The organism is Crossiella sp. NPDC003009 (assembly GCF_053591555.1).
Window position 1 is genome coordinate 58214 of the sequence record NZ_JBSFUA010000018.1, and the last position, 24236, is coordinate 82449.

Consider the following 24236-nt stretch of genomic DNA (forward strand, 5'->3'; position numbering starts at 1 on the left):
ATGCCATTCCGCACCAAGCGCGCCACCGGGAGCCCAGCGCATCCGGTCGATGAGGTCCTGCCCGCCGGGCGGCTGCTCGCCTTCGGGCTGCAACACGTGCTGGCCATGTACGCGGGCGCGGTCGCCGTGCCGCTGATCGTGGGCGGGGCGATGAAGCTGCCCGCCGCCGACATCGCGTACCTGATCAACGCCGACCTGCTGGTCTGCGGCATCGCCACCCTGATCCAGTGCGTCGGGGTGTGGCGCTTCGGCGTGCGGCTGCCGCTGATGCAGGGCTGCACCTTCGCCGCGGTCAGCCCGATGGTGCTGATCGGCACCCAGGGCGGCGGGCTGCCCGCGATCTACGGCGCGGTGATCGTGGCCGGGCTGGCCATGACGCTGGCCGCGCCCTGGTTCAGCCGTCTGCTGCGGTTCTTCCCGCCGGTGGTGACCGGCACGGTGATCCTGGTGATCGGGCTGTCCCTGCTGCCGGTGGCGGTCAACTGGGCCGCGGGTGGGGTCGGCGCGCCGGACTTCGCCGCGCCGGGCAACCTGGCGCTGGCCCTCGGCGTGCTGCTGGTCATCCTGGCCGCACAACGGTTCCTGCCCGGCCTGTGGTCCCGGATCGCGGTGCTGCTGGGCATCGTGGCCGGCACCCTGGTGGCGATCCCGTTGGGGCGGGCGAACTTCGCCGCCGTCGCCGAGGCCCCGTTACTGGGCATCAGCACCCCGTTCCACTTCGGGCTGCCCACCTTCGAGCTGTCCGCGATCACCGCGATGCTGATCGTGATGGCGGTGACCATGATCGAGACCAGCGGCAGCATCGTGGCCATCGGCGAACTGGTGGACAAGCCGGTGGACCAGCGCACACTGGCCGACGGGCTGCGTGCCGACGGCGCGTCCACCGTGCTCGGTGGCGTGCTGAACACCTTCCCCTACACCGCTTTCGGCCAGAACATCGGCCTGGTCGCGCTCACCGGGGTGCGCAGCAGGTGGGTGGTGGCCACCGCGGGCGGCATCCTGGTGCTGCTCGGCCTGGTGCCCGCGCTGGGCGCGGTGGTCGCCGCGATCCCGCTGCCGGTGCTGGGCGGGGCGGGCGTGGCCATGTTCGGCACGGTGGCCGCGGGCGGGGTGCGCACGCTGTCCCGGGTCTCGTTCTCGGGCAACCACAACCTCACCGTGGTCGCGGTGTCCCTGGGCATCGGGCTGATCCCGGTCGGCGTGCCGGGGATCTACGAGGCGTTCCCGGTGTGGTTCAAGACCGTCATGCAGTCCGGCATCAGCGCCGGGTGCCTGGCGGCGGTCCTGCTCAACCTGTTGTTCAACCACGGCGTCCGGCGGGAACCGGCGCGGGAGGAGGCGGTGGATGGAGTTCCTCCGACCGGCTAGCTGGCCGGAAGCCCTGTCGCTGAAGGCGGAGCACCCGGACGCGGTGCCGATCGCCGGTGGCACCGACCTGATGGTCGAGCTGAACTTCGACAAGCGGCGGCCACCGGCGATCCTGGACCTGGGCCGGATCACCGAGCTGACCGAGTGGTCCGAAGTGGACGGTGTGGTGTGGCTGGGCGCGGCCGTGCCGTACCAGCGGATCATCACCGAACTGCGGGACCGGCTGCCCGGACTGGCGATGGCCGCGCGCACGGTGGGCTCGCCGCAGATCCGCAACCGGGGCACCGTAGGCGGCAACCTCGGCTCGGCCTCCCCCGCCGGGGACGCGCACCCGCCGCTGCTGGCCGCGGACGCGGTGGTCGAGGTGGCCTCGGTGCGCGGCGCCCGGACCATCCCGGTCAGCGAGTTCTTCCTCGGCGTCAAGCGCGCCGCGCTGGCCGAGGACGAGCTGATCCGCGCGGTGCGGCAGCCGGTGGCCGATGGGCCGCAACAGTTCTCGAAGGTGGGCACGCGCAACGCGATGGTGATCGCGGTGTGCTCCTTCGCACTGGCCCTGCACCCGGCCCGCGGCACGGTCGGCACCGGCATCGGCTCGGCCGCGCCCACCCCGCGCCGCGCGCCTGAGGCCGAGGCGCTGCTGGCCGGTGAGCTGGACTGGCACCAGCCACAACCCTTGTCAGAAGGCCTGTTGATCCGTTTTGGCGAGCTGGTCGCCGCCGCGGCCGCGCCCATCGACGACGTGCGCGGCAGCGCGGCCTACCGGCGGCACGCGCTGGCCGTGCTGGCCCGCCGCACCCTCGCCTGGACCTGGCAGGACTACCGCTCCGGAAGGTGGTCGCGATGCGCGTGAACCTCACCGTCAACGGCGAGCCGAGGCAGGCCGACGACGTCTGGCCCGGCGAGAGCCTGCTCTACGTGCTGCGCGAGCGGCTCGGCCTGCCCGGGTCCAAGAACGCCTGTGAGCAAGGCGAATGCGGGTCCTGCACGGTGTACCTGGACGACACCCCGGTGTGCGCCTGCCTGGTCGCCGCCGGCCAGGCCGAGGGCCGCGCGGTGCGCACCGTGGAGGGTCTGGCCACCGAGGAGGAGCTGGACCCGGTGCAGCAGGCCTTCGTGGAGGCGGGGGCCGTGCAGTGCGGCTTCTGCACCCCCGGTCTGATCGTGGCCACGCACGACCTGGTGCGCCGCAACGCCAAGCCGACCGACCCGGAGATCCGCGAGGCACTGGCCGGGAACCTGTGCCGCTGCACCGGCTACGAGAAGATCATGGACGCGGTGCGGCTGGCCGCGGCCCGGCGGGAGGAAGCCCGATGAGCCGTATCGTGATCGACAACGCCGCTGTGTCCACTGTGGACAGCAGCGGCACCGAGTACGCGAACGGGCACGTGGTGGTGGAGAACGGCATCATCACCGCGGTCGGCGCGGGCCCGGCCCCGCTGGCCGAGCACACCTCCGAGTACATCGACGCGCATGGCTGCCTGGTCACCCCCGGCCTGGTCAACACCCACCACCACCTGTACCAGTGGGCCACCCGCGGCCTGGCGCAGCAGGAGAACCTGTTCGGCTGGCTGGTCGAGCTGTACCCGATCTGGGCCAGGCTGGACGCCTCGGTCACGCACGCCGCGGCCAGCGCCGGCCTGGCCTGGCTGGCCCGCACCGGCTGCACCACCGCCGCTGACCACCACTACGTGTACCCGCGCACCGGCGGCGACCAGCTGGACGCGGTGATCTCCTCGGCCAGGCGGATCGGGGTGCGGCTGCACGCGGTGCGTGGCTCGATGGACCGCGGCGAGTCCCAGGGCGGGCTGCCGCCGGATCACATCGTGGAGGACACCGACGCCGCGCTGGCCGCCACCGAGGCCGCCATCGACACCCACCACGACACCTCCTTCGACGCCCAGATCCGGATCGCGGTCGGCCCCTGTTCGCCGTTCTCGGTGAGCGAGCGGCTGATGCGCGAGGCCGCGGAACTGGCCCGGCACAAGGGTGTCCGGCTGCACACCCACCTGGCCGAGACGGTGGAAGAAGAGCAGAAGTGCCTGGCCGAGCTGGGCTGCACGCCGCTGGAGTACGCCGAATCGCTCGGCTGGCTCGGCGAGGACGTGTGGTTCGCGCACGGCATCCACTTCTCCGACTCCGAAATCGCGCGGCTCGGCGCGTCCGGCACCGGGGTGGCGCACTGCCCCAGCTCCAACGCCAGGGTCGGCGCGGGCACCTGCCGGGTCATCGACCTGCTCGGCGCGGGCGCGCCGGTCGGGCTCGGCGCGGACGGCGCGGCCTCCAACGAGGGCGGCGGCCTCGGCGACGAGCTGCGCCAGGCGCTGTACCAGGCCCGGCAGCGCGGCGGCCCGGCAGCGCTGACCGCGCGGCAGTCGCTGTGGCTGGGCACCATGGGCGGGGCGCGCTGCCTCGGCCGGGCGCACGAGATCGGCTCCATCGAGGTGGGCAAGCTGGCCGACCTGGCGGTGTGGCGGATCGACGGACTCGGCCACGCCGGGATCGCCGATCCCGTTGCCGCGCTGGTGTTCGCCTCGCTGCCGCCGCTGGCCCGGCTGCTGGTCGGCGGCCGCAGTGTGGTCGTCGACGGCGAGCTGCGCACCGCGGAGGAGGCCGAGCTGGCCGGTGACCTGCGCTCGGCCAGCCGCCAGCTGCGCGCGCACCTGGAGGTGGCCCGATGACCAGGAGCGAGGTCTCCGTCACCGGCGGCATCGGCCAGTCGCCGCCGCGGCCGGACGGGAACCTGAAGGTCAAGGGCGAGTTCGCCTACTCCTCCGACCTGTGGGCCGCCGACATGCTGTGGGGCGCCACCCTGCGCAGCCCGCACGCGCACGCCCGGATCACCAGCGTGGACATCGCCGCCGCCCTCGCGGTGCCCGGCGTGCACGCGGTGCTCACCCACACCGATGTCCCCGGCCGCAACGCTTTTGGACTGGAGCACGTGGACCAGCCGGTGCTCGCGGTGGACCGGGTGCGCTACCAGGGTGAGGCGATCGCGATCGTGGCCGCCGACCACCCGGAGACCGCGCGCCGGGCGATGGACCGGATCGCGGTCGGCTACGAGGTCCTGGAACCGGTGGTCGACGCCGAGCTGGCCGCGCACGAACCCCAGCGGAATCCCTTGCACGAGAGCGGAAACCTGGTCCGGCACGTGCCGATCCGGCGCGGCGACCCCGATGCCGAAGCCGAGGTCGTGGTCTCCGGGGTCTACCAGGTGGGCATGCAGGACCAGGCATTCCTCGGCCCGGAGTCCGGGCTCGCGGTGCCGGCCGAGGACGGCGGGGTCGAGCTGTACGTGGCCACCCAGTGGCTGCACGTGGACCAGGGCCAGGTAGCCCAAGCCCTTGGCCTGCCAACGGATCGGGTGCGCATCACGCTGGCCGGGGTGGGCGGCGCGTTCGGCGCCCGCGAGGACCTGTCCATGCAGGTGCACGCCTGTCTGCTCGCGCTGCACACCGGCCGTCCGGTGAAGATGGTCTACAACCGCGAGGAGAGCTTCTTCGGCCACGTGCACCGGCACCCGGCCCGGATGCACTACGAGCACGGCGCGACCAGGGACGGGAAGCTGGTTTACGTCAAGGCCAGGCTCTACCTCGACGGCGGCGCCTACGCCTCCACCACCGCCGCGGTGGTGGCCAACGCGACCACGCTGGGCGTCGGCCCGTACGAGGTGCCCAACGTGGTGCTGGACGGCTACGGCGTCTACACCAACAACCCGCCCTGCGGCGCGATGCGCGGCTTCGGCGCGGTGCAGGCCTGCTTCGGCTACGAGTCCCAGATGGACAAGCTGGCCGCCGCGCTGGAGCTGGACCCGGTGGAGCTGCGCATCCGCAACGCGGTGGCCGAGGGCAGCGTGATGCCCACCGGCCAGGTCATCGACTCCGCCGCCCCGGTCGCCGAGCTGCTCCGCCTGGTCAAGGAGAAGCCACTGCCCACAGTGGACGGTGCGCGGGACATCCTGGACCTGCCCGGCGGCGCGGCCAACACCACGCACGGCGAGGGCGTGCGGCGCGGGGTCGGCTACGGCGTCGGGGTCAAGAACGTCTGCTTCTCCGAGGGTTTCGACGACTACTCCACCGCCAGGGTCCGGCTGTCGGTGCTCGGCGGCGAACCGGTCGCGCTGGTGCACACCGCCGCCGCCGAGGTCGGCCAGGGCCTGGTCACCCTGCTCGGCCAGATCGCCCGCACCGAGCTCGGCGTCCAGCAGGTCACCATCGCGCCCGCGGACACCTCCATCGGCAGCGCGGGCTCCACCTCGGCCTCCCGGCAGAGCTACGTCACCGGCGGCGCGGCCAAGGCCGCCTGCGAGGCGGTCCGGGCGAAACTGCTGGCACTGAGCGGAGACCGGTGGCCGCTGACACCCGAGGAGATCGCCGAGGTGCTCGGCCAGGCGGTGATCGAGGAGACCGTGGAGTGGCGGCACCGGCCCACCGAAACGCTGGATCCGTTAAGCGGTCAGGGCAACGCGCATGTGCAGTACGCCTTCGCCGCGCACCGCGCCGTGGTCGACGTGGACGTGGAGCTGGGCCTGGTCAAGGTGGTCGAGCTGGCCTGCGCCCAGGACGTGGGCAAGGCGCTCAACCCGGACGCGGTGCTCGGCCAGATCCAGGGCGGCTCCGCCCAGGGCCTCGGCCTGGCCGTGATGGAGGAGATCCAGACCCAGGACGGCCTGATCCGCAACCCCTCCTTCACCGACTACCTCATCCCGACCATCCTGGACATGCCACCGATGGTGATCGACGTCCTGGAACTGGCCGACCCGCACGCCCCCTACGGCCTGCGCGGCGTCGGCGAGCCACCGACCATCTCGGTCACCCCGGCCATCGCCGCCGCCATCCGCGCCGCCAGCGGCCTGCCCCTGGACCGCGTCCCCGTCCGCCCAGAACACCTCACCGGAACCTAGGGAGCCCTGTGTACGACCTAGTGCTGCGCTCCCGGCGAACCTGCCTGCCCGACGGCGAGCGACCGGCCGCGACCGCTGTCCACAATGGACGAATCGTCGCGGTCGCGGCGGTCGATGCCGAACTGCCTGCCGAAGTCGACATCGACCTCGGCGAGCTGGCCCTGTTACCCGGCCTGGTGGACACGCACGTGCACGTCAACGAGCCCGGCCGGACCGAGTGGGAGGGCTTCGCCACCGCGACCGCCGCCGCCGCGGCCGGTGGCGTCACCACCATCATCGACATGCCGCTGAACTCGCTGCCGCCCACCGTGGACGTGGCCGCGCTGAACCTCAAACGCCAAGCGGCGCGAGGCCGCTGCTTCGTCGACGTCGGCTTCTGGGGCGGCGCGATCCCTGGCAAGCTGCACGAGCTGCCCGCGCTGCACGCAGAGGGCGTGTTCGGCTTCAAGTGCTTCACCGTCGACTCCGGCGTGCCCGAGTTCCCGCCGCTGTCCTGGCCGGAGATCGACCAGGCCCTGCACCAGCTGGTCGAGCTGGACGCGCTGCTGGTGGTGCACGCCGAGGACAGCGAGGAGCTGGCCGCCGCACCGGCGGCCGAAGGCAAGGGCTACCAGGGTTTCCTGGCCTCCCGGCCGACCAGCGCGGAGAACACCGCCATCGCCAGGCTGGCCGCCATCGCCGCCGGCATCGGCGCCAGGGCGCACGTGCTGCACCTGTCCTCGGCCGAGGCACTGTCCATTGTGGCCGAAGCCAAGGCGGCAGGGGTCCGGCTGAGCGCGGAGACCTGCCCGCACTACCTCACCCTGACCGCCGAGTCCGTGCCCGACGGCGCCACCGAGTTCAAGTGCTGCCCGCCGATCCGGGACGCGGCCAACCAGGACCAGCTGTGGACCGGCCTGGCCGACGGGGTGATCGACTGCGTCGTCTCCGACCACTCCCCCTGCACCCCCGACCTGAAGAGCCGGGGCGACGGCGACTTCGGCCAGGCCTGGGGCGGGGTGTCCTCGCTCCAGCTCGGCCTGCCGGTGCTGTGGACCGCGGCCCGCGCCCGCGGCCGCCCGCTGGCCGAGGTGGTGCGCTGGCTGGCCGAACGCCCCGCCGACCTGGTCGGCCTGTCCCACAAGGGCCGCATCGCGGTGGGCGGCGACGCCGACCTCGTCGCCTTCGCCGCCGACGAGCGGTTCACCGTGACACCAGGGGAACTGCGCCACCGGCACCCGATCACCCCGTACGCCGGACGGGAGCTGACCGGCGTGGTGCACCGGACCTGGTTGCGCGGCAAGGAGATCGGCGCACAACCCCACGGCGAGCTGCTGCGGCGCGACGGAGGCTGACATGGACACCGCCCTGCCCGACCTGGCCGCCCGCAACCTGGGCGGCTCGGTGCTGGCCGCCAACGACGAGTTCTTCGCCGAGAAGGAGAACCTGATCAAGCCGGAGCCGCCGGTGTTCCGGCCGCACACCTTCACCCCCAAGGGCCAGGAGTACGACGGCTGGGAGACCAGGCGGCGGCGCGGCGTGCCCGGCGAGGACTGGGTGGTCATCCGGCTCGGCGTGCCCGGCATCCCGCGCTCGGTCACCGTGGACACCAGCTTCTTCAAGGGCAACTTCCCGGAACAGGCCACCGTGCACGGCGCGGCCCTGGACGGCTACCCCGGCCCCGCTGAGCTGGCCGCCGCCGAGTGGGTCGAGCTGGTGCCGCGCAGTCCGCTGCTGGGTCACACCCACAACACCTTCGCGGTGGCCACCCCGCTGCGCATCACGCACATCCGGCTGACCATCCACCCCGACGGCGGCGTGGCCCGGCTGCGTGTGCACGGCGAGCCCCTGCCCGATCCGCGCGAGCTCATCGGCGTGCCGCTGGACCTGGCCGCTCTGGCCAACGGCGGCCGCACGGTCGAGGCCAGCGACGGCTTCTTCTCCCCACCGGACAACATGCTGCAACCCGGCGAGTCCCGGTTCATGAGCGACGGCTGGGAAACCGCCCGCCGCCGCGGCCCCGGCCACGACTGGGCGGTGATCCGGCTGACCGCCGAGGCACTGCCCAGGGTGATCGACCTGAGCACCCTGCACTACAAGGGCAACAGCCCCGGCAGCGCCGCGATCTGGGGCCGCGTCCCCGGCGGGGAGTGGACCCCGCTGCTGCCGGAGACCCCGCTGCTGCCCGACACCGGCCACCGCTTCCGCCTCGCCGAACCCCGCCCGGTCACCGAGGTCCGCCTGGACATCCACCCCGACGGCGGCGTGGGCAGGCTGCGCGTCTGGGGCCCGCTGACCACCCCGGGCCGGCACGAGCTGGCCCTGCGCTGGTTCAACGCGCTCACCCCCGGCGCGGCCGAGGCCCTGCTCGCCGCACACGGCCTGCCGGAGAACGATTGCCGAACGCTGACCGCGGCCCGCCCGTCCACCGAACTGCCCGCTGAGCTGCGCGAACTCGGCGTGGACACCTTCATCACGCCGTCCTGACAAATATTCCAGCCAGGCAAGCAACCCGTCACGGAGTCATCACACGCCGTTGACCGGCATCCCGACCCCGACGATGCTTCCGCGCATGACACCGGGCGACTTGCACTGGGAGTGGCTACCCGGCGCCCTGATCCTCCTGGTCAGCGTGGTGCTGGCGATCCTGCTGCTGCGCACGCTGCACTGGCGCACCCAGGGCGTGAACGCCAGCGCCACCGTGCTGAGCAGCCGCACCCAGCTGTACGAGGACCGCAACCCCGGCGTCGGCCCCGAATGGGTGACCAGGGTCGAGCACTACGCCACGGTCGCCTACCGGGACGGGCGCGGCGTCGAGCACGTCACCGAGATCCGCGGCGACCACAGCGTCGGCGAGTCGGTTCAGTTGCTCTACCTGCCCGAGGCCCCCGACCGCGCCGTCTCGGCCCGCTCAGTCTCCCTGGGCGCGCTGCTGGTCGGCGCCACCGTCCTGCTGGCCTGGCTGGCCTTCATGCTCTACCTCGCCGAGCGCACCGCCTGACGGCCCCGGCGGTAGGGTCCGGCCATGGCCGCTCCGCCGCCCAGGGTCGCCGGGCTTGTGCTCGCCGCGGGCGCGGGCCGCCGCTACGGCGGACCCAAGGCCCTCGCCGAGCTCGACGGCACGCTGTTCGTCGACCGCGCCACCACCGTGCTCGCCGAAGCGGGCTGCCACCCGGTGCTCGCCGTGCTCGGCGCCGCCGCGGACGAGGTGCTGGCCAGAGCCCGCCTCACCGGCGTCACCCCGGTCCGCAACCCCGACTGGCCCACCGGCATGGGCTCCTCGCTGCGGGCCGGACTCGCCGCGCTGCCCGAGGACGCCGACGCCGTGGTGGTGCTCCCGGTCGACATGCCCGGCATCACCGCCGAGGCCGTCCGCCGCGTGCTCGCACACGCCTCGCCGACCGCGCTGGCCGCCGCCACCTTCCACGGCCGCCGCGGCCACCCGGTGCTGCTCGGCCGCGCGCACTGGGCCGGGGCCGCCGCCTCGGCCACCGGCGACGCCGGGGCCAGGGCCTACCTCGCCGCGCACCCACCGCTGCCCATACCATGTGACGACGTGGCCGAAGGGTCCGATGTGGACACTCGAAACCCGTTGGGCTGAACGGGTGTTGTCCCGCGCACTGTGTCCAACAGCACTCAGCGGCAGGGCCGGGTCACGCCCAAGATCAGCCTCTCAATGACTGGGAGTGCCGAACAGCCGGACTCCGTCGCAGCCAGGGAAAGCACCCGCCGTTCCCACATGGCAGGAATGGTATGACGATTGCCGAGGTCATCCGAATGACCTACCAGAGGGCCATTCGGGCTACCTGACCGGTTTGTCAGAACCTGCTAGCTTCACCCGCTGTTCTCCCCCTGGTTCGCTGCCGCCGTCCCGGCACGCCCCGACTCCCCCGGAAAGAAGAGGACCCGTGCCCGCGGCCCCGACCGACTCGGACCTGGTTCACGCCATCATCGGCGAGAAGCTGTCCCTGGCGGCTTTCGACCAGCTCTCCGGCATGCTCGCCGGACAGCCGTTCGTCAAGTTGGTGGTCGATCGGGAACAGGGCGTCATCCACTTCATCAACAACGCGCACCGGGAGTTCCACGTCCAGTACGTCGGCCTGGACATCCTGGGCATGGACTTCGACGAGCTGGCGGCCAACGTCAACTCCTTCAACGACAGCGTCTACCACGACCCGGACCGCCGCTTCTACCTCGGCATCCTGGCCCTGCACAAGCGATCCGGCCACGACGGCGGCGCCGAGCGCAAGTTCATCTCGCTGGAGACCGTCGAGGTGGACACCATGTCCGCGGAGATGATCCGCTTCTTCTACGGCTTCGTCCGGGAATGGGTCGACCCCTCGGTGCCGCTGGTGTTCAAGCCCGCCACGCACCTCCAGGAACGGTTCTTGGACGGCATTCCGCCTGCCGAGCTGCCCAGGGTGACCGCGCACGAGCTGTTCGCCTCCACCCGTTTTGTGCCGCTGAACCCGGGTTCGGCCACCGGCCGCCTGCGCGCCTTCGCCACGGGCAAGGACTACGCCGCCGCGGCGAACACCCTGGAGTGGTTCGACATCATCGTGATGGACCGGGTGCCCGACGACATCCCCCGGCTGGCCGGGATCATCAACGCCCAGCACACCACTCCGTTGTCGCACACCAACGTGCTCGCCTCCGGCTGGAAGATCCCCAACGCCATCCAGCTCGGCGTGCTGGAGCGCATCGAGGCGGAAGGCCTTGACGGGCAATGGGTCGAGTACCAGGTGGAGTCCGGCGGCACCGAGATCTCGTTGTCCCGCACCGAGGCCCCTGCTGACCTGGCCGCGCCGCCCGCCTGGCGCGCGCAGCAGATCACCTTGGAGGAGCCGGAGACCGAGCGCACGCCGATCCTGGACATGCACAAGCTGCGCGCCACCGACCGGCACCGCTACGGCACCAAGGCGGCCAACCTCGGCGAGCTGCGGCACGTGCTGGACCACGGCTCGGACCGGCTGCTCGGCTTCTACCAGGTGCCGCGCCCGCCCCGGCCGAACCTGCTCAGCTACCTGGCCCGCAACCTGGACGTGCCGGCCGACGACAAGCTCGCCACCGCGGCCTGGCAGTTCCTGCGGGAGAACGTGCGCATCCCGCGCGGCATCGCCATCCCGTTCGCCGTGCAGCAGCGGTTCTTGGAGTCCTCCGCGCGCATCCAGCAGACCATCGGCAAGCTGAAGATGGCCCTGGAGCTGGACGCGCCCGAGGTCGAACCGCTGAGCCTGGCGCTGCAGAAGCTGATCCGCGGCGCCCGCATGCCGGAAGACATCCGGCAGGAGATCGACTCCGCGATCGTGGAACAGCTCGGCGGCGTGCGCACCTTCGTGGTCCGCAGCTCCTCCAACGCCGAGGACCTGGACGGCTTCTCCGCCGCGGGCATCTACGAGTCGGTCAACCACGTCAGCACCGCCGAGGCGATCTTGGACAGCATCAAGCTGGTCTGGGCCTCGCTGGTCTCCCCGCGCAGCGTCCGGCTGCGCCAGCAGGCAGGCATCTCGCTGGATGACTGCTACATGGGCGTGATCGTGCAGGAGCAGGTGGACGCCCCGGTCGGCGGCGTGCTGGTCACCACCAACCCCATGGCGCGCAACGACTTCCGCAACGTCTACGTCAACGTCTCGCCGCAGGTCACCGACGTGGTCTCGGGCACGGTGCTGCCGATGCAGTACCTGTACAGCACGGTCGAGGGCGGCGGCCGCACGCTGTCCCTTGGCGATGCCGGGCAAGACCTGCCCGAGCCCATCCAGGCCATGCTGCAGAAGCTCGCGCTGGCAGGCAGGTTGCTCCAGTCGCACTTCTCCCCGGACTACACCTTCGCCGCGCCGGTGGACATCGAGTGGGTCACCAGCGCCGAACGCGTGCACATCCTCCAACTGCGCCCCTACTCGGTCTGAGCGCGGGAAAACCCATGCCACTGCTGCTCTCCCGCGCGCCAAGGACACCGGTGTCCGACGCCGCCAAGCGGGTCATCCGGCTGTCCATCGGCTTCCAGTTCTTCTTCACGCTGCTGCTGTGGACGCCGATCTTCTACGAGTACCAGCGCCGCTTCGGCCTGTCCGCGGCCGAGATCCTGGGCATCCAGAGCATCTACTACGTGGCGTTCTGCCTGCTCGCCGTGCCCACCGGGATGATCTCCGACCGCCTCGGCTACCGGAACTCGATGCTGGCCGGCTCGGCGATCCTGGTGGCCAGCAACCTGTTGGTGGTCGCCGCGCCGTCCTACTGGGGCTTCCTGGCGCACTTCCTGCTGATCGCGGTGGCCCGCTCGCTGACCATCGTGGCCACCAGCGCCTACCTGTACACCTTCCTGCAGCGCACCGGCGACAGCGCCGCGTACAAACAGTCCGAGGGCAGCGCCCGGTTCTACAGCCTGATCGGCCGGATCGCCGCCTGGCCCGCGGTCGGCCTGCTGATGGCCTGGCACCTGCCCTCGCCGTACTGGATCACCGCGATCAGCGCCGCGGTCGCCGTGCTGATCGCCTACCGGCTGCCCGCCCTGCCACCGTCCACTGTGGACGCGGAGCCGGTCGCGCACTCGCCACTGGCCACCATGCGCAAGGCGCTGTCCGTGCTGCGCGAGGCCCCGGTGCTCCAGCTGCTGATCGTGCAGGGCGTGGCCATCTTCACCCTGGTCCGCATCTGCCAGGTCAACCTGTTCCAGCCCATCCTGCTGGACAAACAGCTCCCGGTGATCTCCCATGGCGCCGTGCTCGCCGCGATGACCGCCTTCGAGGCCCTGGGCTCCCTGCGCCCCGGCGTGCTGCGCCGCTTCCTCAGCGACACCAAGGCCGTCTTCCTGATCACCATCGTGATGGCCCTGACCCTGGCCGCCACCGTCTTCGCCGGCATCCCCGGCACCATCGCCCTGCTCTGCGTCTTCGCACTGGCCGGCGGGTTCGCCTTCCCGATCCAGCGCCAGCTCATCAACGACGCCATTCCGGAAACCCCCTACCGCGCCACCCTGCTGTCCATCGAGTCCATCATCGACCGCGCCGTCTGCGCCGTGGTCGCCCTGGTACTGGGCAGCTTCCTCAACCGGGGCGCGCTGGGCGAGTTCCTCCTGTACTCCGCGGCGGGATCGCTGGCACTCATGGCCGTCTTGGCCGTGCTGGTGCCGGTGACCCGTCGCCGCCTGAACGCGGGAACGGGCAGCATCGGCTGACCGGGCTCGCGACAGGGGAAGCCGCGTTCGCCGCGCAGGGGCGACGAACGCGGCTTCCCTGTACTTCGAGCTACTTCGGGCAGTGGCCGAGCATGTCGGTCAGCGCACCGCGCTCGGCCTCGGTCACGCCGAGGGCGTAGACCGCTTTGACCCGGATCCAGTGCACCGCGTAGGTGCACCAGACTCCTTGGGCCGGGGGCTTCCACTGGGAGGGGTCCTGGTCGCCCTTGGAGCGGTTGCTGGTGGCGGAGACCGCGATCAGCTGGGGGTTGCGGGTGTCGTTGGCGAACTCCGAACGGCGCTCGTCGCTCCAGTCCGCCGCGCCGGTGCGCCAGGCGTTGGCCAGCGGCACGGTGTGGTCGATGTCCAGCTGTTCCGGGCCAGTCATCACCTTGTCGTCGTAGACGCTGCGCCAGCGGCCGGAGATGACCTTGCACGCCTTGTCCGTCTTGACGTCCTCGCCCTCGCGGCGGAGCACGAACTCCCTGGTGTCACAGGACTCGCCCTGGGTGGTCCAGTGCTTGAAGCGCTCCCGCGAGTAGCCCTTCATCGGCGCCCAGGCGATCACCTTGAGTGTGCCGAGCTCGGTGCGCGCCCGGGCCGCGTCCGCGGCGGCGGGCTGCGCGCCGCCCGGCTGCGGGGCGGAGGTCGCCGGTGGTGGCGCCCCGGTCGGAGATTTGGCCGTACAACCTGCTGTGAATGCCAGTCCCGCCGCCATCGCGACCAGGAACCAACGCCGCATTCCGCACCCCATCCGAACGTGACCTAGCGCACTTTCGAGACTCAAGTACCGACATTCGGGGTCGACAACTAGCCCAAAGGCACTAAAGTCAACCCGTAAAAGCAACAATGCGACAACGTTTGTTGACGCAACCACAGGGTGATTGAGGAAACGACGGTCCGGTGAACGCAGCGCCACCCCGCCCCAGCGGTCCTGACGAAGGTACCGCTCTGCTCGAGCCGAGCCCGGCACGTGACCGCGTGCGTGTCGAACTCCAGTGGCGTCCGGCCCGGCGGGTCCGCCGCACCGCGACCGTGCCCTTCACCCACCCGCCTCGCCCGGCCATCCGGCCCCGGCGGGCACACGTTCCCCGCCCCGCGCCGGTCACCCGGTCCTGGCACCCGCGGCGGCACGCGCTCGCGCTGGTCATGGTGCTGGTGGCCGCGCTCGCCGTGCTCGCGGCCAGCGCCGAGGCCTTCGACATGGCGATCGTGCTCGCGGTCGGCTTCAGCATGCAGCTGCTCTGCCTGTGGACCTGCGCCAAGGACCGCGCCCGCTAGGTCGTGTCCGCACAGCCCCGCCCGCGGGAGTCGTGATCGGTTCGGCCGCTGACGGTGCGGCCGGGACGCCCTCATACCGGGCCGTATCCGGGCGTTCCGGCCGCGCCGCCAGCGGCCGAACCGGCGCGGCTAGCGCGGGCGGGGCTGTGCGGACACGACCTAGGCAGGCAGCCGGGTGGCCACGTGCGCGGCGCGCAGGGTGCGGGCCAGCTCGATCCGCCAGGGCAGGGCCGCGAAGGAGTCCGGTCCGAGCCGGTGCAGCGTGCTGGGCACCCCTGCCTTGGTGAGCCGCCGGGCGTAGCGTTCCGCGGCGGCGCGACCGCCGTCCGCCTCACCCACCGCGATCAGCGCGGGCGGCAGACCGGCCAGGTCCGCGCCGGGCTCCGGGGTCAGCGTGGGCAGCTCCAGGACCTGCAGACTGATCGCAGGCCCACCACGTTCCTTGATCAGCAACGGCAGGGCCGCGGCCAGGTCGGCACCTTCGCGCGCGCCGCCGACGGCGAGCCGGGTGGCGTCCAGTTCGAGCAGGGCCGCGTTGTCCAGCAGCCACATCAGCGCCGAGTAGCAGTCCTCGAGGGCAACCGGGAACGGGTGCCCGAAGCCGAGGCGGTGCTCGACCGAGACGATCGCGCAGCCGGCCTCGGTGGCCAGGTCGGAGAGTTCGCCGTGGCTGTCATATCCGCTGGGCAGGTGCAGGTAACAGGGCAGCGGTCCCAGCCAGACCGGCCGGTGAACCACCACCTCGATCGCTCCGCCATCGACAGCGACCTGATACCGCATCGGTGCCCCCACCTCAAACAGAACAGTTCTGTTTGCTTCAACGACACCAGTGTGCCCGAAGTTCCTGCCAAACGGGCAGCACAACGGCGCGGCCAGACGGGTGAGTGTGGCGGCGGCTCACCCGGATACGCCAGTCAGCGCGACGCACCCGCGCCGCGCTGACCCCAAGACTGGTGACGCCGGTCAGGAACCGCCGACCGCCTGCTGGCGCAGCGGCATGACCGCGACGTTGTGCGGCCGGAAGGAGTAGACCTGGCCGCCGAAGCCGTCCGGTCCCGCCACCAGGAGCCCGGTGGCCAGCGCGGTGGCCACGGCCGCGGCGCGGTCGCTGACGTGCAGCTTGGCGAAGATCCGCTGGAGGTGGGTCTTGACCGTGGTCTCGGCGACGAACAGGCGCCTGCCGATCTCCGCGTTCGTGTGACCTTCGGCGACGAGTCGCAGCACGTCCAGTTCCCGCCCGGACAGCACGGAACGTATCTGGGCCCGGGGCAGCGGCGTGACTGTCAGCGGTGTCAACTGTGGCGACATCGACGTGACACCGCTGCGCGCCTGCCTGATCGCCGCGACGACCTCATCCCCCGTCGCGGACTTCAGCACGAAGCCCATTGCGCCGGCCTGGAGCGCCGCGCCGACCCGGGAACGCTGGTCGGAGAAGACCACGGCGACGATGGGCAGCCGGGTGCGCAGCACCGCCTTGACCACCTCGAGCCCGTCCACCTCACCGAGGTCCAGATCGACGAGGACGACGTCGGGACGACGGGCGGTCACCTCGTCCACGATGTGCTCCGCGTCCTGGAGCGCACCGGTGAACTCGATGTCGGAGTGCTGAGCGAAACAGGCGCGCAGCCCGTCCGCGACGATCGGGTGCCGGTCGACGACCAGGACCTTGATTGCCTGCGCGCGTGGTTCTCCCTCACGCGGAGACTGCCCGAAGCTCCCCGGTCGCACCGCGCCTGGACGCTGGCTCAGCGACATGACACACCCCTGCTCAGACGGCCCCAGTCATGACTGGCAAATGCTGATCATCGAGTTGACAACTGATGACAACAGCATGGTACCGACCCCCTGACTGATGGTCAATTAACTAGTCAACAACCGGCGACGACCAGACCCGTTCAGATCACCCATAGATGTCACAACCGACATTCGTCGGAACCCCTGACCCCCCGCCGACCGCCACCCACAGTCACCAATCCCCCCGATCGAAGGATTGCCAACCAGTTGACACACCCTCCAACCCAGCCCTGTCACGTTGACGCAGCACGAACGGGACTCTTACCCTCGCCTCATAACCACCGTGGGTGAACACCACGGCCGCTACGACACTCACCAGAGGCACAGCATGCAGATCCGCGTCGACACCCGTTTGGGCTAGACATGACTGTGCGTGGAAAGTGCCGCACCGCCGCGCGCGCAAACGTCCGCACGGCGGCCGGAGCCGTGCCTGTCACGGTGGAGACGTCAGGAGCGCCCGTGGTGGTTGCGCAAAGTCCGCACGGACAGCGCAGCCACTTCCTTGAGCAAAGCGGGCCGCACCTCCTCCGGATCCGCGGTGTCCAGGTGCTGGAGCAACTCGTCAAGAGCGGAAAGTCGCCTCTCCTCCAGCCCCAGGTCGGTGCTCACCTTGACCACGGTCATCAGGGTGCGAATCCGGTCGGCCGAACCGAGCATCCCGGAGTCGAGTGCGGCCTGGGCGTGCTCCAGCGCGGCCTCGATGTCCCCGGACCTCAGGGACAGTTCGGCCCGCAGGGTGAAGATCTGCGCGTCCAGCTGTCCCTTGGCCGCGTGGCGAACCCCGGCGACCTCGTTCAGCAGGACCTCGGGCGAGCTCTCACTGGGCACACCGGGGTCCAGGAACAGCGAGACCACCGCCAGGCGCACCCGGCACCACAGCTCGGTGCCGACCTCCTCGGTGGTGGCCCGCAGCGCGACGGACAGCTGAGTACTCGCCTCGTCGTACTTCCCATCCCTGGTGAGCGCGACCGCGTACATCCAGTGGCTCACCACGGTCAGCTCGGGCGCGGTGTCGTCGTGTCCTTCATCCGGCCGGTTCAGCGCGTACTCGGCGGCCAGGTCGACAGCCTGCCTGCAGAAGTCCAGCGCCTCGGAGATCCGGCCGGCGGCGCCGAGCGCCGCGGCGTAGGTGGTCCGGGCCTTGACCCGCAGCGCCGCGACGTGCTCAGCCCGGAAGCCGCTGTCGTTGGCGACGGCGTCGGCCTCGCTCACCGCACGCTGCCCGAGGTCGAGTGCCTCCCGGTTGCGACCCAGCTCGCGCGCGGTGCCGGTCTGCATGGTCGAGGTCAGCGCCCTGGCCGCGGTCGGCAGTCCCCGGTACATGGGTTCGAGGTCGGACAACCGCTGGTGGACGTCCTGGGTACGCCCCAGCCTGCTCGCACAGGCCGCGGCCGCGTACTCGCACAGCCAGCGGGCCTGCGGGTCGCGGGCCTCGGCACGGAGATTGTCGAGCACCGCCAGCGCGGCCTCCGTCCGGCCGCTGAGCAGGTGTTCGATCACCCGCACCACGGCGGTGAGGAACCCGCCCCCGCTCACCTTGGCCCCGTTGCCAAGACCGGCGAAGGCGTCCGGCGGCACGCCGAGGCGCGCAGCGAGCTGCTCGACGACCTTAGCCGTGGGCATGCGCTGCCCAGACTCCAGGCGCGAGAGGTAGCTACTGGACAGACCCTCGCCAGCAAGATCACGTTGCGTGAGTCCTCGCGCGGTACGCAAGGCGCGCAACTGATCCCCGAACGTCGCGGCAAGCTCACGTTCGGTGCTGACACGTTCGGCAGAACTCATGACAGGCAGCAACCCAAGGAGGCAGGCATGTTCGTTGCCCTTCTGATGACACTTTACGCGGGAATTGTTCCACTCGCGGACAGCAGCGCTCAATCCACCGATATCTATTCGTCGCCTACGCAGGTCCAGAACCTGTCAGTCAACGCGGCACCGGGCACTCTGGACATCATCCACCCCAGCCCCGGCTCGGGCGCCGCGGCCACGAACGACATCGTCCACCCGAGCAAGCCGGGCGGTGGCGCGACCCAGGACTCCGACATCCTCCATCCCAGTCCCGGGCGGGACGGTGTGACTGACATCGTCCACCCCGGTAGATGAGGTTCTGCGTCGTCCCCTGCGCAACGAACTGCCACTTCATCGAGTAAACGGGTTGTCTCGGCGGCGGCGAGACAACCCGTTTCTCGTGTCCAGACCCACCCCACACCACCCTGCCGGGTCCTCAAGCCACCCCCCGCACCGGTCAAGTACCGCACCCTCCGTAACTAGATTCCTCGATAGTGTGCACCACTAAACCGCAGCTCGTGGCCCGTCTGGCGGTCACCGGTGACATGTTTGCCGGGTTAAGTTTCCGCGCCGTGACTACCCTCAGCGAGCGACCGATGGCCCCCATGGCCTGCCCAGTCGCCCACGGGGCGATGCCCCTGGAGACGGGGGTGCGGGCGGGTGGTGGCGAGGGTGTCGACGTTGACGAGGCGGAGGACTTCCTCCGGCTCTTCCACGCCGAGAATCCCCAGGCCGGACCGGTGGAGCCCCGACTCTCCGCGGTGCGGGCCGAGATCGCCCTTCGCGGCACCTACCTGCACACTCCCGACGAACTCGTCTTCGGCGCGCGGGTCGCCTGGCGCAACAGCGCCCGGTGCATCGGCCGCCTGTACTGGCGCAGCCTGGCCGTGCGCGACCTGCGGCAGGTCACCGGCGCCGCGGACATCGCCGCCGAGTGCGTCGAGCACCTGCGCCTTGCCACCAACGCCGGCCGCGTCCGGCCCGTGATGACCGTGTTCGCGCCGGACACCCCCGAGCAGCCCGGCCCGTGCATCTGGAACGAGCAGCTGGTCCGCTACGCGGGCTACCGGGACGCCTTCGGCAACGTGGTCGGCGATCCGCGCTACGCCGGGTTCACCGAGGCGGTGACCGAGCTGGGCTGGCGGCCGCCGACGCAGCGCAGCCCGTTCGACCTGCTGCCGCTGGCGGTGGAGACCGCGCACGAGGGGGTGCGGCTGTTCCCGGTGCCCAGGGACGTGGTCATGGAGGTGCCGCTGGAGCATCCCGACCTGCCCTGGTTCACCGACCTGAGCCTGCGCTGGCACGCCGTCCCGGCGATCAGCAACATGCGGCTGTCCATCGGCGGCGTCTCCTACCCTGCCGCCCCGTTCAACGGCTGGTACATGGGCACCGAGATCGGCGCGCGCAACCTCGCCGACGCCGACCGCTACGACATGCTGCCGGAGATCGGCGAGCGCCTCGGCCTGGACACCAGCTCGGAGGCCACGCTGTGGCGGGACCGGGCGCTGGTGGAGATCAACCGGGCGGTGCTGCACTCCTACGCCTCGGCCGGGGTCACCATCACCGACCACCACACCGAGTCCGAGCGCTTCCTCACCCACCTCAAGAAGGAGGAGAAGGCGGGGCGGACCTGCCCCGCGGACTGGAGCTGGATCGTCCCCCCGATGTCCGGCTCGCTGACCCCGGTTTTCCACCGCTACTACGAGACCGAGCACCTGCGCCCGGAGTTCGTGCTCGACCCGGACGCGGCGCAGCGGGGCCAGCACGGCGCGCCGCACCGCTTCCCTGCCGCGCCGGATGTGGCGGCCGCGGCCAGGCGTGGGTTGTTTGCCGCTTTCCGACGACGGTTGAGCGGCTGACCAGCTAGTCTGCCTCCGGGGTGTGGTCCGAAAGGACTACAGAGGGGGGCAACAATGGCTGGTCGCGGCGTGGAGTTCCGGCTGCTCGGACCGGTGGAGATCGTCCTATCCGGACGGTCCGCGCCGGTGGAGGCAGCGAAGCATCGAACCCTTTTGGCGTGCCTGGTGTTGCGGGCCGGGCAACGGGTCGAGGCCACGGAGCTGGTCGGTTACCTGTGGGATGACGAGGACCGTCCCGCACATCCGCGCGGAGCCCTGCAAACCTATGTGCGCAGGCTGCGACATCTGCTCGGCGCGGGGCTGATCAGCACCGTGGCCGGCGGCTACCGGCTGGCGGCCGAGCCGGAGGCCGCCGACGCGCACCGCTTCCGGCAGCTGCTGCACACCGCGCGGCAGACCGCGGACCCGGCCGAACGCGCCGCCGTCCTGCACTCCGCGCTGGCCCTGTGGCGCGGCCCGGCGCTGGCCGACGTCACCTCGGCCGGGCTGCGTCGCGACTACGGCGACCCGCTGGACACCGAGCGCCTGGACGCCCTGGCGCTGCGCTTCGACACCGAACTGGCCTTGGGCAGGCACGAGTCGCTGGTGCCGGACCTGTGGAAGGCGACCGCCGAGCACCCGCTGCGCGAGGAGTTCTGGCACCAGCTGATGCTCGCCCTGTACCGCACCCAGCGCCAGGCCGAGGCGTTGGAGACCTACCAGCGGGCCGCGGACGTGCTGCGCCAGGAACTCGGCGTCGAACCCAGCGCCCGCCTGCGCGACCTGCGCCAGTCGGTGCTGACCAACGACCCGGCCCTGGCCGCGCCCGCGCCGATGACAACCGCGGTCGCCGCCTGGCAGCCCGTCTGTCAACTTCCGCCGGACATCGGTGACTTCGTCGGCAGGGACCGCCTCGGCCACCGCATCGCCGAGGAGCTGCGCCGCGGCGGCCCGGTGCTGGTGTCCGGTCCGCCGGGGGTGGGCAAGACCGCGCTCGCGGTCCGGGTCGGCCACCGGCTGCGCGCGGACTTCCCCGACGGCCAGCTGCACGTGAACCTGCACGGCTACGCCACCGAGGCCGCCCTGCGCCCCACCGACGTGCTGGCCCGGTTCCTGCGCGGGCTGGGCGTGCCGCCCGCGCAGATCCCGCTGGAGCAGGAGCAGCAGGCGGAGCTGTTCCGCTCGGTGCTGCGCGGCCGGCGGGTGCTGGTGCTGCTGGACAACGCCTCCGCGGCGGAGCAGGTGCTGCCGCTGCTCCCGGCCGAACCGGGCTGCGCGGCCCTGGTCACCAGCCGCAACCAGCTCCCCGGCCTCGGCCTGACGATCACCCTGGATGTGCTGCGGCACGAGGACGCGCTGGCACTGCTCACCCGCACGCTCGGCTCGGAGGAGCCGGAAGCGCTGGACGAGCTCGCCGAACTGTGCGCGCACCTGCCGCTCGCACTGCGGATCGCGGCGGCGAACCTGGCCGAGACGACCGGAACCTGCCTGGCCAACCGGGTACGGCAGATCAGCGGCGGGAACCGGTTGGCCTCGCTGGCGATCGACGGGGATCCGGAGGCCGCCGTCCAGCAGGCGTTCGGCCGCTCCTACCAGACCCTGATGCCGGAGCACCAGCGACTGTTCCGGTTCCTGGGGCTGGTACCAGGACCGGACTTCACCGCGGCGTCCGCGGCGGCGCTGATCGGTGTGCCCGAGCGGCACGCGGCCGCGCTGCTGGAAGAGCTGGCCACGGCGAACCTGGTGCAGCGACAGGACGACGGCCGGTTCCAGCTGCACGACCTGATCCGGCTCTACGCCGAGCACCTTTGCCACGCCGAGGAGTCAGTCGAGGCCAGGGACGCGGCGTTCCAGCGCTGGTTCGACTTCTACCTCTACGGCGCGGACCGGGCCACCGAGCTGCTGTACCGGGAGGTGTCCAGGACCAGGCTGGACGATCCACCGCCTGGCACCGGCCCGAGCGGCTTCCCCGACCACCGCGCCGCGCGGCACTGGTTCGACCTGGAACGGCCGAACCTGGTGGCCGCGACGCTGCGCGCGGCGGAGGAGTCCAGGGACGACCGCGCGTGGCGACTGGCCGACACGCTGCGCGGCTACTTCCAGCACGCCAGGCTGCTCAACGACTGGCTGACCACGACCGAAGCCGGTCTGCGCAGCGCGATCCGGCTGGAGGACCCGATCGCACAGGCGTGCATGCACCACGGGCTCGGTGTGCTGCACTGGTTCCTCGGTCAGCAAGACACCTCGATGGAGCACCTGGAACTGGCGCGGGCCGACCTGGCGGACAGCCCCGAACAGGTACGGCTGGCCAACGTGATCGCGAACCAGGGCATCAACCACGTGGACCGGCGGGACCACCGGCAGGGGATCCGCTGCTACCGGCAGGCGCTGGAGATGTACGTGGCGCTCGGCGACGAGTACCGGCAGGTGCCGCTGCTGAGCAACTTCGGCATCGTCCTGCGCGAGCTCGGCCAGCTGGACACCGCGCGGAACTGCTACCTGCGCGCGCTGGAGATCGCGCGCAGGCGGGGCCTGGCCAACTCCGAGGCGGTGCTGCACAACAACCTCGGCTTCGTCCTGTGGGATCTGGGCGATCTCGAGGAGGCGCTCGCCAGGCTGCACGAGGCGTTGGCGGTCTTCGACCGGATGGGCGGCAGGTACGGGGAGCTGAACACGCTCATCGGCCTGGCCGCGGTGCACACGGAGCTGGGTGCGCTTGACCGGGCCGAGGACCTGGTGGCGGAGGCGGTGGCCCGAGCGGAGTCCTCGGCGGACCACAAGGAGCTCGCCCATGGGCACAACGTGTTCGGCGTCGTGACGCGGGAACGGCGGAGGTTCCACCAAGCGGTGGCCCACCACCACCAGTCGCTGGAACTGAGCCGGGACACCGGTTTCGCACACTTCGAGACCGACGCGCTGCTCGGGCTGGCCGACACACATCAGGCGATGGGCGAACCGCAGGTCGCGCTCGACCACGCGCTGGCCGCGCTCACCCTGGCCGCCGAGGTCGGTTACGGCGTCCGGCTCGGGCAAGCGCACACCTCGCTCGCCCGGATCCACCTCGATCTCGGCGACCTGCCGACCGCTCGCGCGCACGCCGCCAAAGCCCTTGCCAGCCACCGGAAAACCGGGCACCGCCCCGGCGAGGAGCGCACCATGGAGGTGCTGGCCCAGATCGCCGAGGCGGAGCGGAAGAGCTAGCGGAGGAAGATCAGCTCGCGGTTTCCAGCTGGGGTTCTGCCTTCGCGGCGGCCTCGGCCTTGGACTTGGCGCGCTTGCGGAGCACCACGATGGTGACCACCACGGCGAGGACGGCCAGCAGGACCCAGCTGGCGGTGCCCAGTACGCCCTCGACCCGCTTGGCCGCTTCGCCCAGGCCCGCGCCGATGCCGATGTGCAGCAGGGACCACAGGGTGGCGCCGATGATGCTGGCGGGGAGGAACTTGCGGTAGGCCAGGCCGGAGGTGCCGGCGGCGGCTGGGGTCAGGGTGCGGACGACGGGGAGGAAGCGGGCGAAGAAGACGGCCCAGGCGCCGCGGCGGCGGATGAGGTCTGTGGCCTTGTCCCAGTTCTCGGCGCCCATCTTGGCCACCAGCTTGGTGTTTCTGAGCTTGACGCCGAACTTGCGGCCCAGCAGGTAGCCGACCGAGTCGCCCGCGGCGGCGCAGATGGTCATGACCACCCACATGGTGAGGAAGAACGGGACCGTCTTGACCGTGGTCGCGGCGACCAGCAGGCCGGTGTCGCCGGGGACGATGAAGCCCAGGCCGATGGCGCACTCGCCGAAGGTCAGCAGGCCGGTCGCGATGAGCACGGCGGGCTTGGGCAGGCCGGCGATCGACTCCAGCGCCTCGGTGATGAACCCCATGACTTCGTGTCCCCCTCGGGTGTTGTGACTGCCCGGCAAGTCTTTCAGAAACGGACAGTTCGTCGTCCCGGACTTCCGGTTATCGGGTCCCTGACTTTCGTCTAGGGGTTGTGACCAGGGGTTCGGGGGTTGTCCCCGAGGGGTGTGAACTTGCCTGCCCGACTGGTTGACGGGTCTACAAGAAGATCACTAGGCATGTGACGATGGCCACAGCGGCGGAAAAGTGCCACGAGTTCGCCGCGGTGGTCA

The 24236-nt window shown here is 71.1% G+C and carries 20 protein-coding genes; 15 read left to right on the forward strand and 5 right to left on the reverse strand.

The genetic code is table 11. From position 1 onward, the window contains the following. From ACWDY5_RS20420 to ACWDY5_RS20470, 11 genes are all read left to right on the forward strand, one after another. Complete coding sequence (locus tag ACWDY5_RS20420; RefSeq protein ID WP_449723760.1) at positions 1 to 1368, forward strand: nucleobase:cation symporter-2 family protein; 1368 nt, start codon at positions 1 to 3, stop codon at positions 1366 to 1368. Then, on the forward strand, positions 1346 to 2218 hold the full coding sequence (locus ACWDY5_RS20425) for an FAD binding domain-containing protein (protein ID WP_449723761.1): 873 nt from the start codon (positions 1346 to 1348) through the stop codon (positions 2216 to 2218). Before ACWDY5_RS20420 ends, ACWDY5_RS20425 begins: the two co-directional genes overlap by 23 nt. Beyond that, positions 2209 to 2682 (forward strand): (2Fe-2S)-binding protein, encoded by a 474-nt coding sequence (locus ACWDY5_RS20430; protein WP_449723762.1) that lies wholly within the window; start codon positions 2209 to 2211, stop codon positions 2680 to 2682. The genes ACWDY5_RS20425 and ACWDY5_RS20430 overlap by 10 nt, the downstream gene beginning before the upstream one ends. After that, positions 2679 to 4046 carry an 8-oxoguanine deaminase gene (locus tag ACWDY5_RS20435; RefSeq protein ID WP_449723763.1) on the forward strand — a complete coding sequence of 456 codons (1368 nt, stop codon included), beginning with the start codon at positions 2679 to 2681 and terminating at the stop codon, positions 4044 to 4046. The genes ACWDY5_RS20430 and ACWDY5_RS20435 overlap by 4 nt, the downstream gene beginning before the upstream one ends. Next, the gene (pucD, locus tag ACWDY5_RS20440; protein ID WP_449723764.1) at positions 4043 to 6268 is read left to right on the forward strand and encodes a xanthine dehydrogenase subunit D; all 2226 of its coding nucleotides are present in this window, start codon (positions 4043 to 4045) and stop codon (positions 6266 to 6268) included. The genes ACWDY5_RS20435 and pucD overlap by 4 nt, the downstream gene beginning before the upstream one ends. Positions 6269 to 6276: 8 nt before the next feature. Further along, positions 6277 to 7602, forward strand: a complete 1326-nt coding sequence (allB, locus tag ACWDY5_RS20445) for an allantoinase AllB (RefSeq protein WP_449723765.1) — start codon at positions 6277 to 6279, stop codon at positions 7600 to 7602. Between the two features lies 1 nt (position 7603). Beyond that, positions 7604 to 8734 (forward strand): allantoicase, encoded by a 1131-nt coding sequence (alc, locus tag ACWDY5_RS20450; protein WP_449723766.1) that lies wholly within the window; start codon positions 7604 to 7606, stop codon positions 8732 to 8734. A gap of 85 nt (positions 8735 to 8819) precedes the next feature. Continuing rightward, entirely contained in the window at positions 8820 to 9248 is a 429-nt protein-coding gene (locus ACWDY5_RS20455; protein ID WP_449723767.1) for a hypothetical protein, read from the forward strand. Between the two features lie 24 nt (positions 9249 to 9272). Further along, entirely contained in the window at positions 9273 to 9848 is a 576-nt protein-coding gene (locus ACWDY5_RS20460) for a nucleotidyltransferase family protein (RefSeq protein WP_449723768.1), read from the forward strand. A 307-nt stretch (positions 9849 to 10155) separates the two neighbouring features. Then, positions 10156 to 12153 (forward strand): PEP/pyruvate-binding domain-containing protein, encoded by a 1998-nt coding sequence (locus ACWDY5_RS20465; RefSeq protein ID WP_449723769.1) that lies wholly within the window; start codon positions 10156 to 10158, stop codon positions 12151 to 12153. A 14-nt stretch (positions 12154 to 12167) separates the two neighbouring features. Beyond that, the gene (locus ACWDY5_RS20470; RefSeq protein WP_449723770.1) at positions 12168 to 13421 is read left to right on the forward strand and encodes an MFS transporter; all 1254 of its coding nucleotides are present in this window, start codon (positions 12168 to 12170) and stop codon (positions 13419 to 13421) included. Between the two features lie 70 nt (positions 13422 to 13491). On the opposite strand, the gene ACWDY5_RS20475 is transcribed toward ACWDY5_RS20470, so the two are convergent. Further along, positions 13492 to 14163: a GmrSD restriction endonuclease domain-containing protein gene (locus tag ACWDY5_RS20475; protein WP_449723771.1), complete on the reverse strand. Its 672-nt coding sequence runs from the start codon at positions 14161 to 14163 to the stop codon at positions 13492 to 13494. Between the two features lie 239 nt (positions 14164 to 14402). Between ACWDY5_RS20475 and ACWDY5_RS20480 the strand changes: the two genes are divergently transcribed. Continuing rightward, the gene (locus tag ACWDY5_RS20480) at positions 14403 to 14702 is read left to right on the forward strand and encodes a hypothetical protein (RefSeq protein WP_449723772.1); all 300 of its coding nucleotides are present in this window, start codon (positions 14403 to 14405) and stop codon (positions 14700 to 14702) included. Positions 14703 to 14861: 159 nt separating this feature from the next. Here the strand turns inward: ACWDY5_RS20480 and ACWDY5_RS20485 are convergent, their stop codons facing one another. The 3 genes from ACWDY5_RS20485 to ACWDY5_RS20495 all read right to left on the reverse strand — a co-directional run bounded on the left by ACWDY5_RS20485 (position 14862) and on the right by ACWDY5_RS20495 (position 18278). Continuing rightward, the gene (locus tag ACWDY5_RS20485; protein ID WP_449723773.1) at positions 14862 to 15443 is read right to left on the reverse strand and encodes an alpha/beta hydrolase; all 582 of its coding nucleotides are present in this window, start codon (positions 15441 to 15443) and stop codon (positions 14862 to 14864) included. Between the two features lie 222 nt (positions 15444 to 15665). Then, a complete protein-coding gene (locus ACWDY5_RS20490; RefSeq protein WP_449723774.1) occupies positions 15666 to 16457 on the reverse strand; it encodes a response regulator in 792 nt (263 codons plus the stop codon). A gap of 486 nt (positions 16458 to 16943) precedes the next feature. Next, positions 16944 to 18278, reverse strand: a complete 1335-nt coding sequence (locus ACWDY5_RS20495) for a helix-turn-helix domain-containing protein (protein ID WP_449723775.1) — start codon at positions 18276 to 18278, stop codon at positions 16944 to 16946. Here ACWDY5_RS20495 and ACWDY5_RS20500 point away from each other — a divergent pair. The 3 genes from ACWDY5_RS20500 (at position 18183) to ACWDY5_RS20510 (ending at position 23320) form a co-directional block, all read left to right on the forward strand. Beyond that, a complete protein-coding gene (locus tag ACWDY5_RS20500) occupies positions 18183 to 18596 on the forward strand; it encodes a hypothetical protein (protein ID WP_449723831.1) in 414 nt (137 codons plus the stop codon). The two genes, ACWDY5_RS20495 and ACWDY5_RS20500, sit on opposite strands and share 96 nt — an antisense overlap. A 317-nt stretch (positions 18597 to 18913) precedes the next feature. Further along, positions 18914 to 20140 carry a nitric oxide synthase oxygenase gene (locus tag ACWDY5_RS20505; protein WP_449723776.1) on the forward strand — a complete coding sequence of 409 codons (1227 nt, stop codon included), beginning with the start codon at positions 18914 to 18916 and terminating at the stop codon, positions 20138 to 20140. A 54-nt stretch (positions 20141 to 20194) separates the two neighbouring features. Continuing rightward, a complete protein-coding gene (locus tag ACWDY5_RS20510) occupies positions 20195 to 23320 on the forward strand; it encodes a BTAD domain-containing putative transcriptional regulator (RefSeq protein WP_449723777.1) in 3126 nt (1041 codons plus the stop codon). Positions 23321 to 23330: 10 nt separating this feature from the next. On the opposite strand, the gene ACWDY5_RS20515 is transcribed toward ACWDY5_RS20510, so the two are convergent. Then, positions 23331 to 23987 (reverse strand): DedA family protein, encoded by a 657-nt coding sequence (locus tag ACWDY5_RS20515; RefSeq protein ID WP_252485399.1) that lies wholly within the window; start codon positions 23985 to 23987, stop codon positions 23331 to 23333. Between the last annotated feature and the right edge of the window lie 249 nt (positions 23988 to 24236).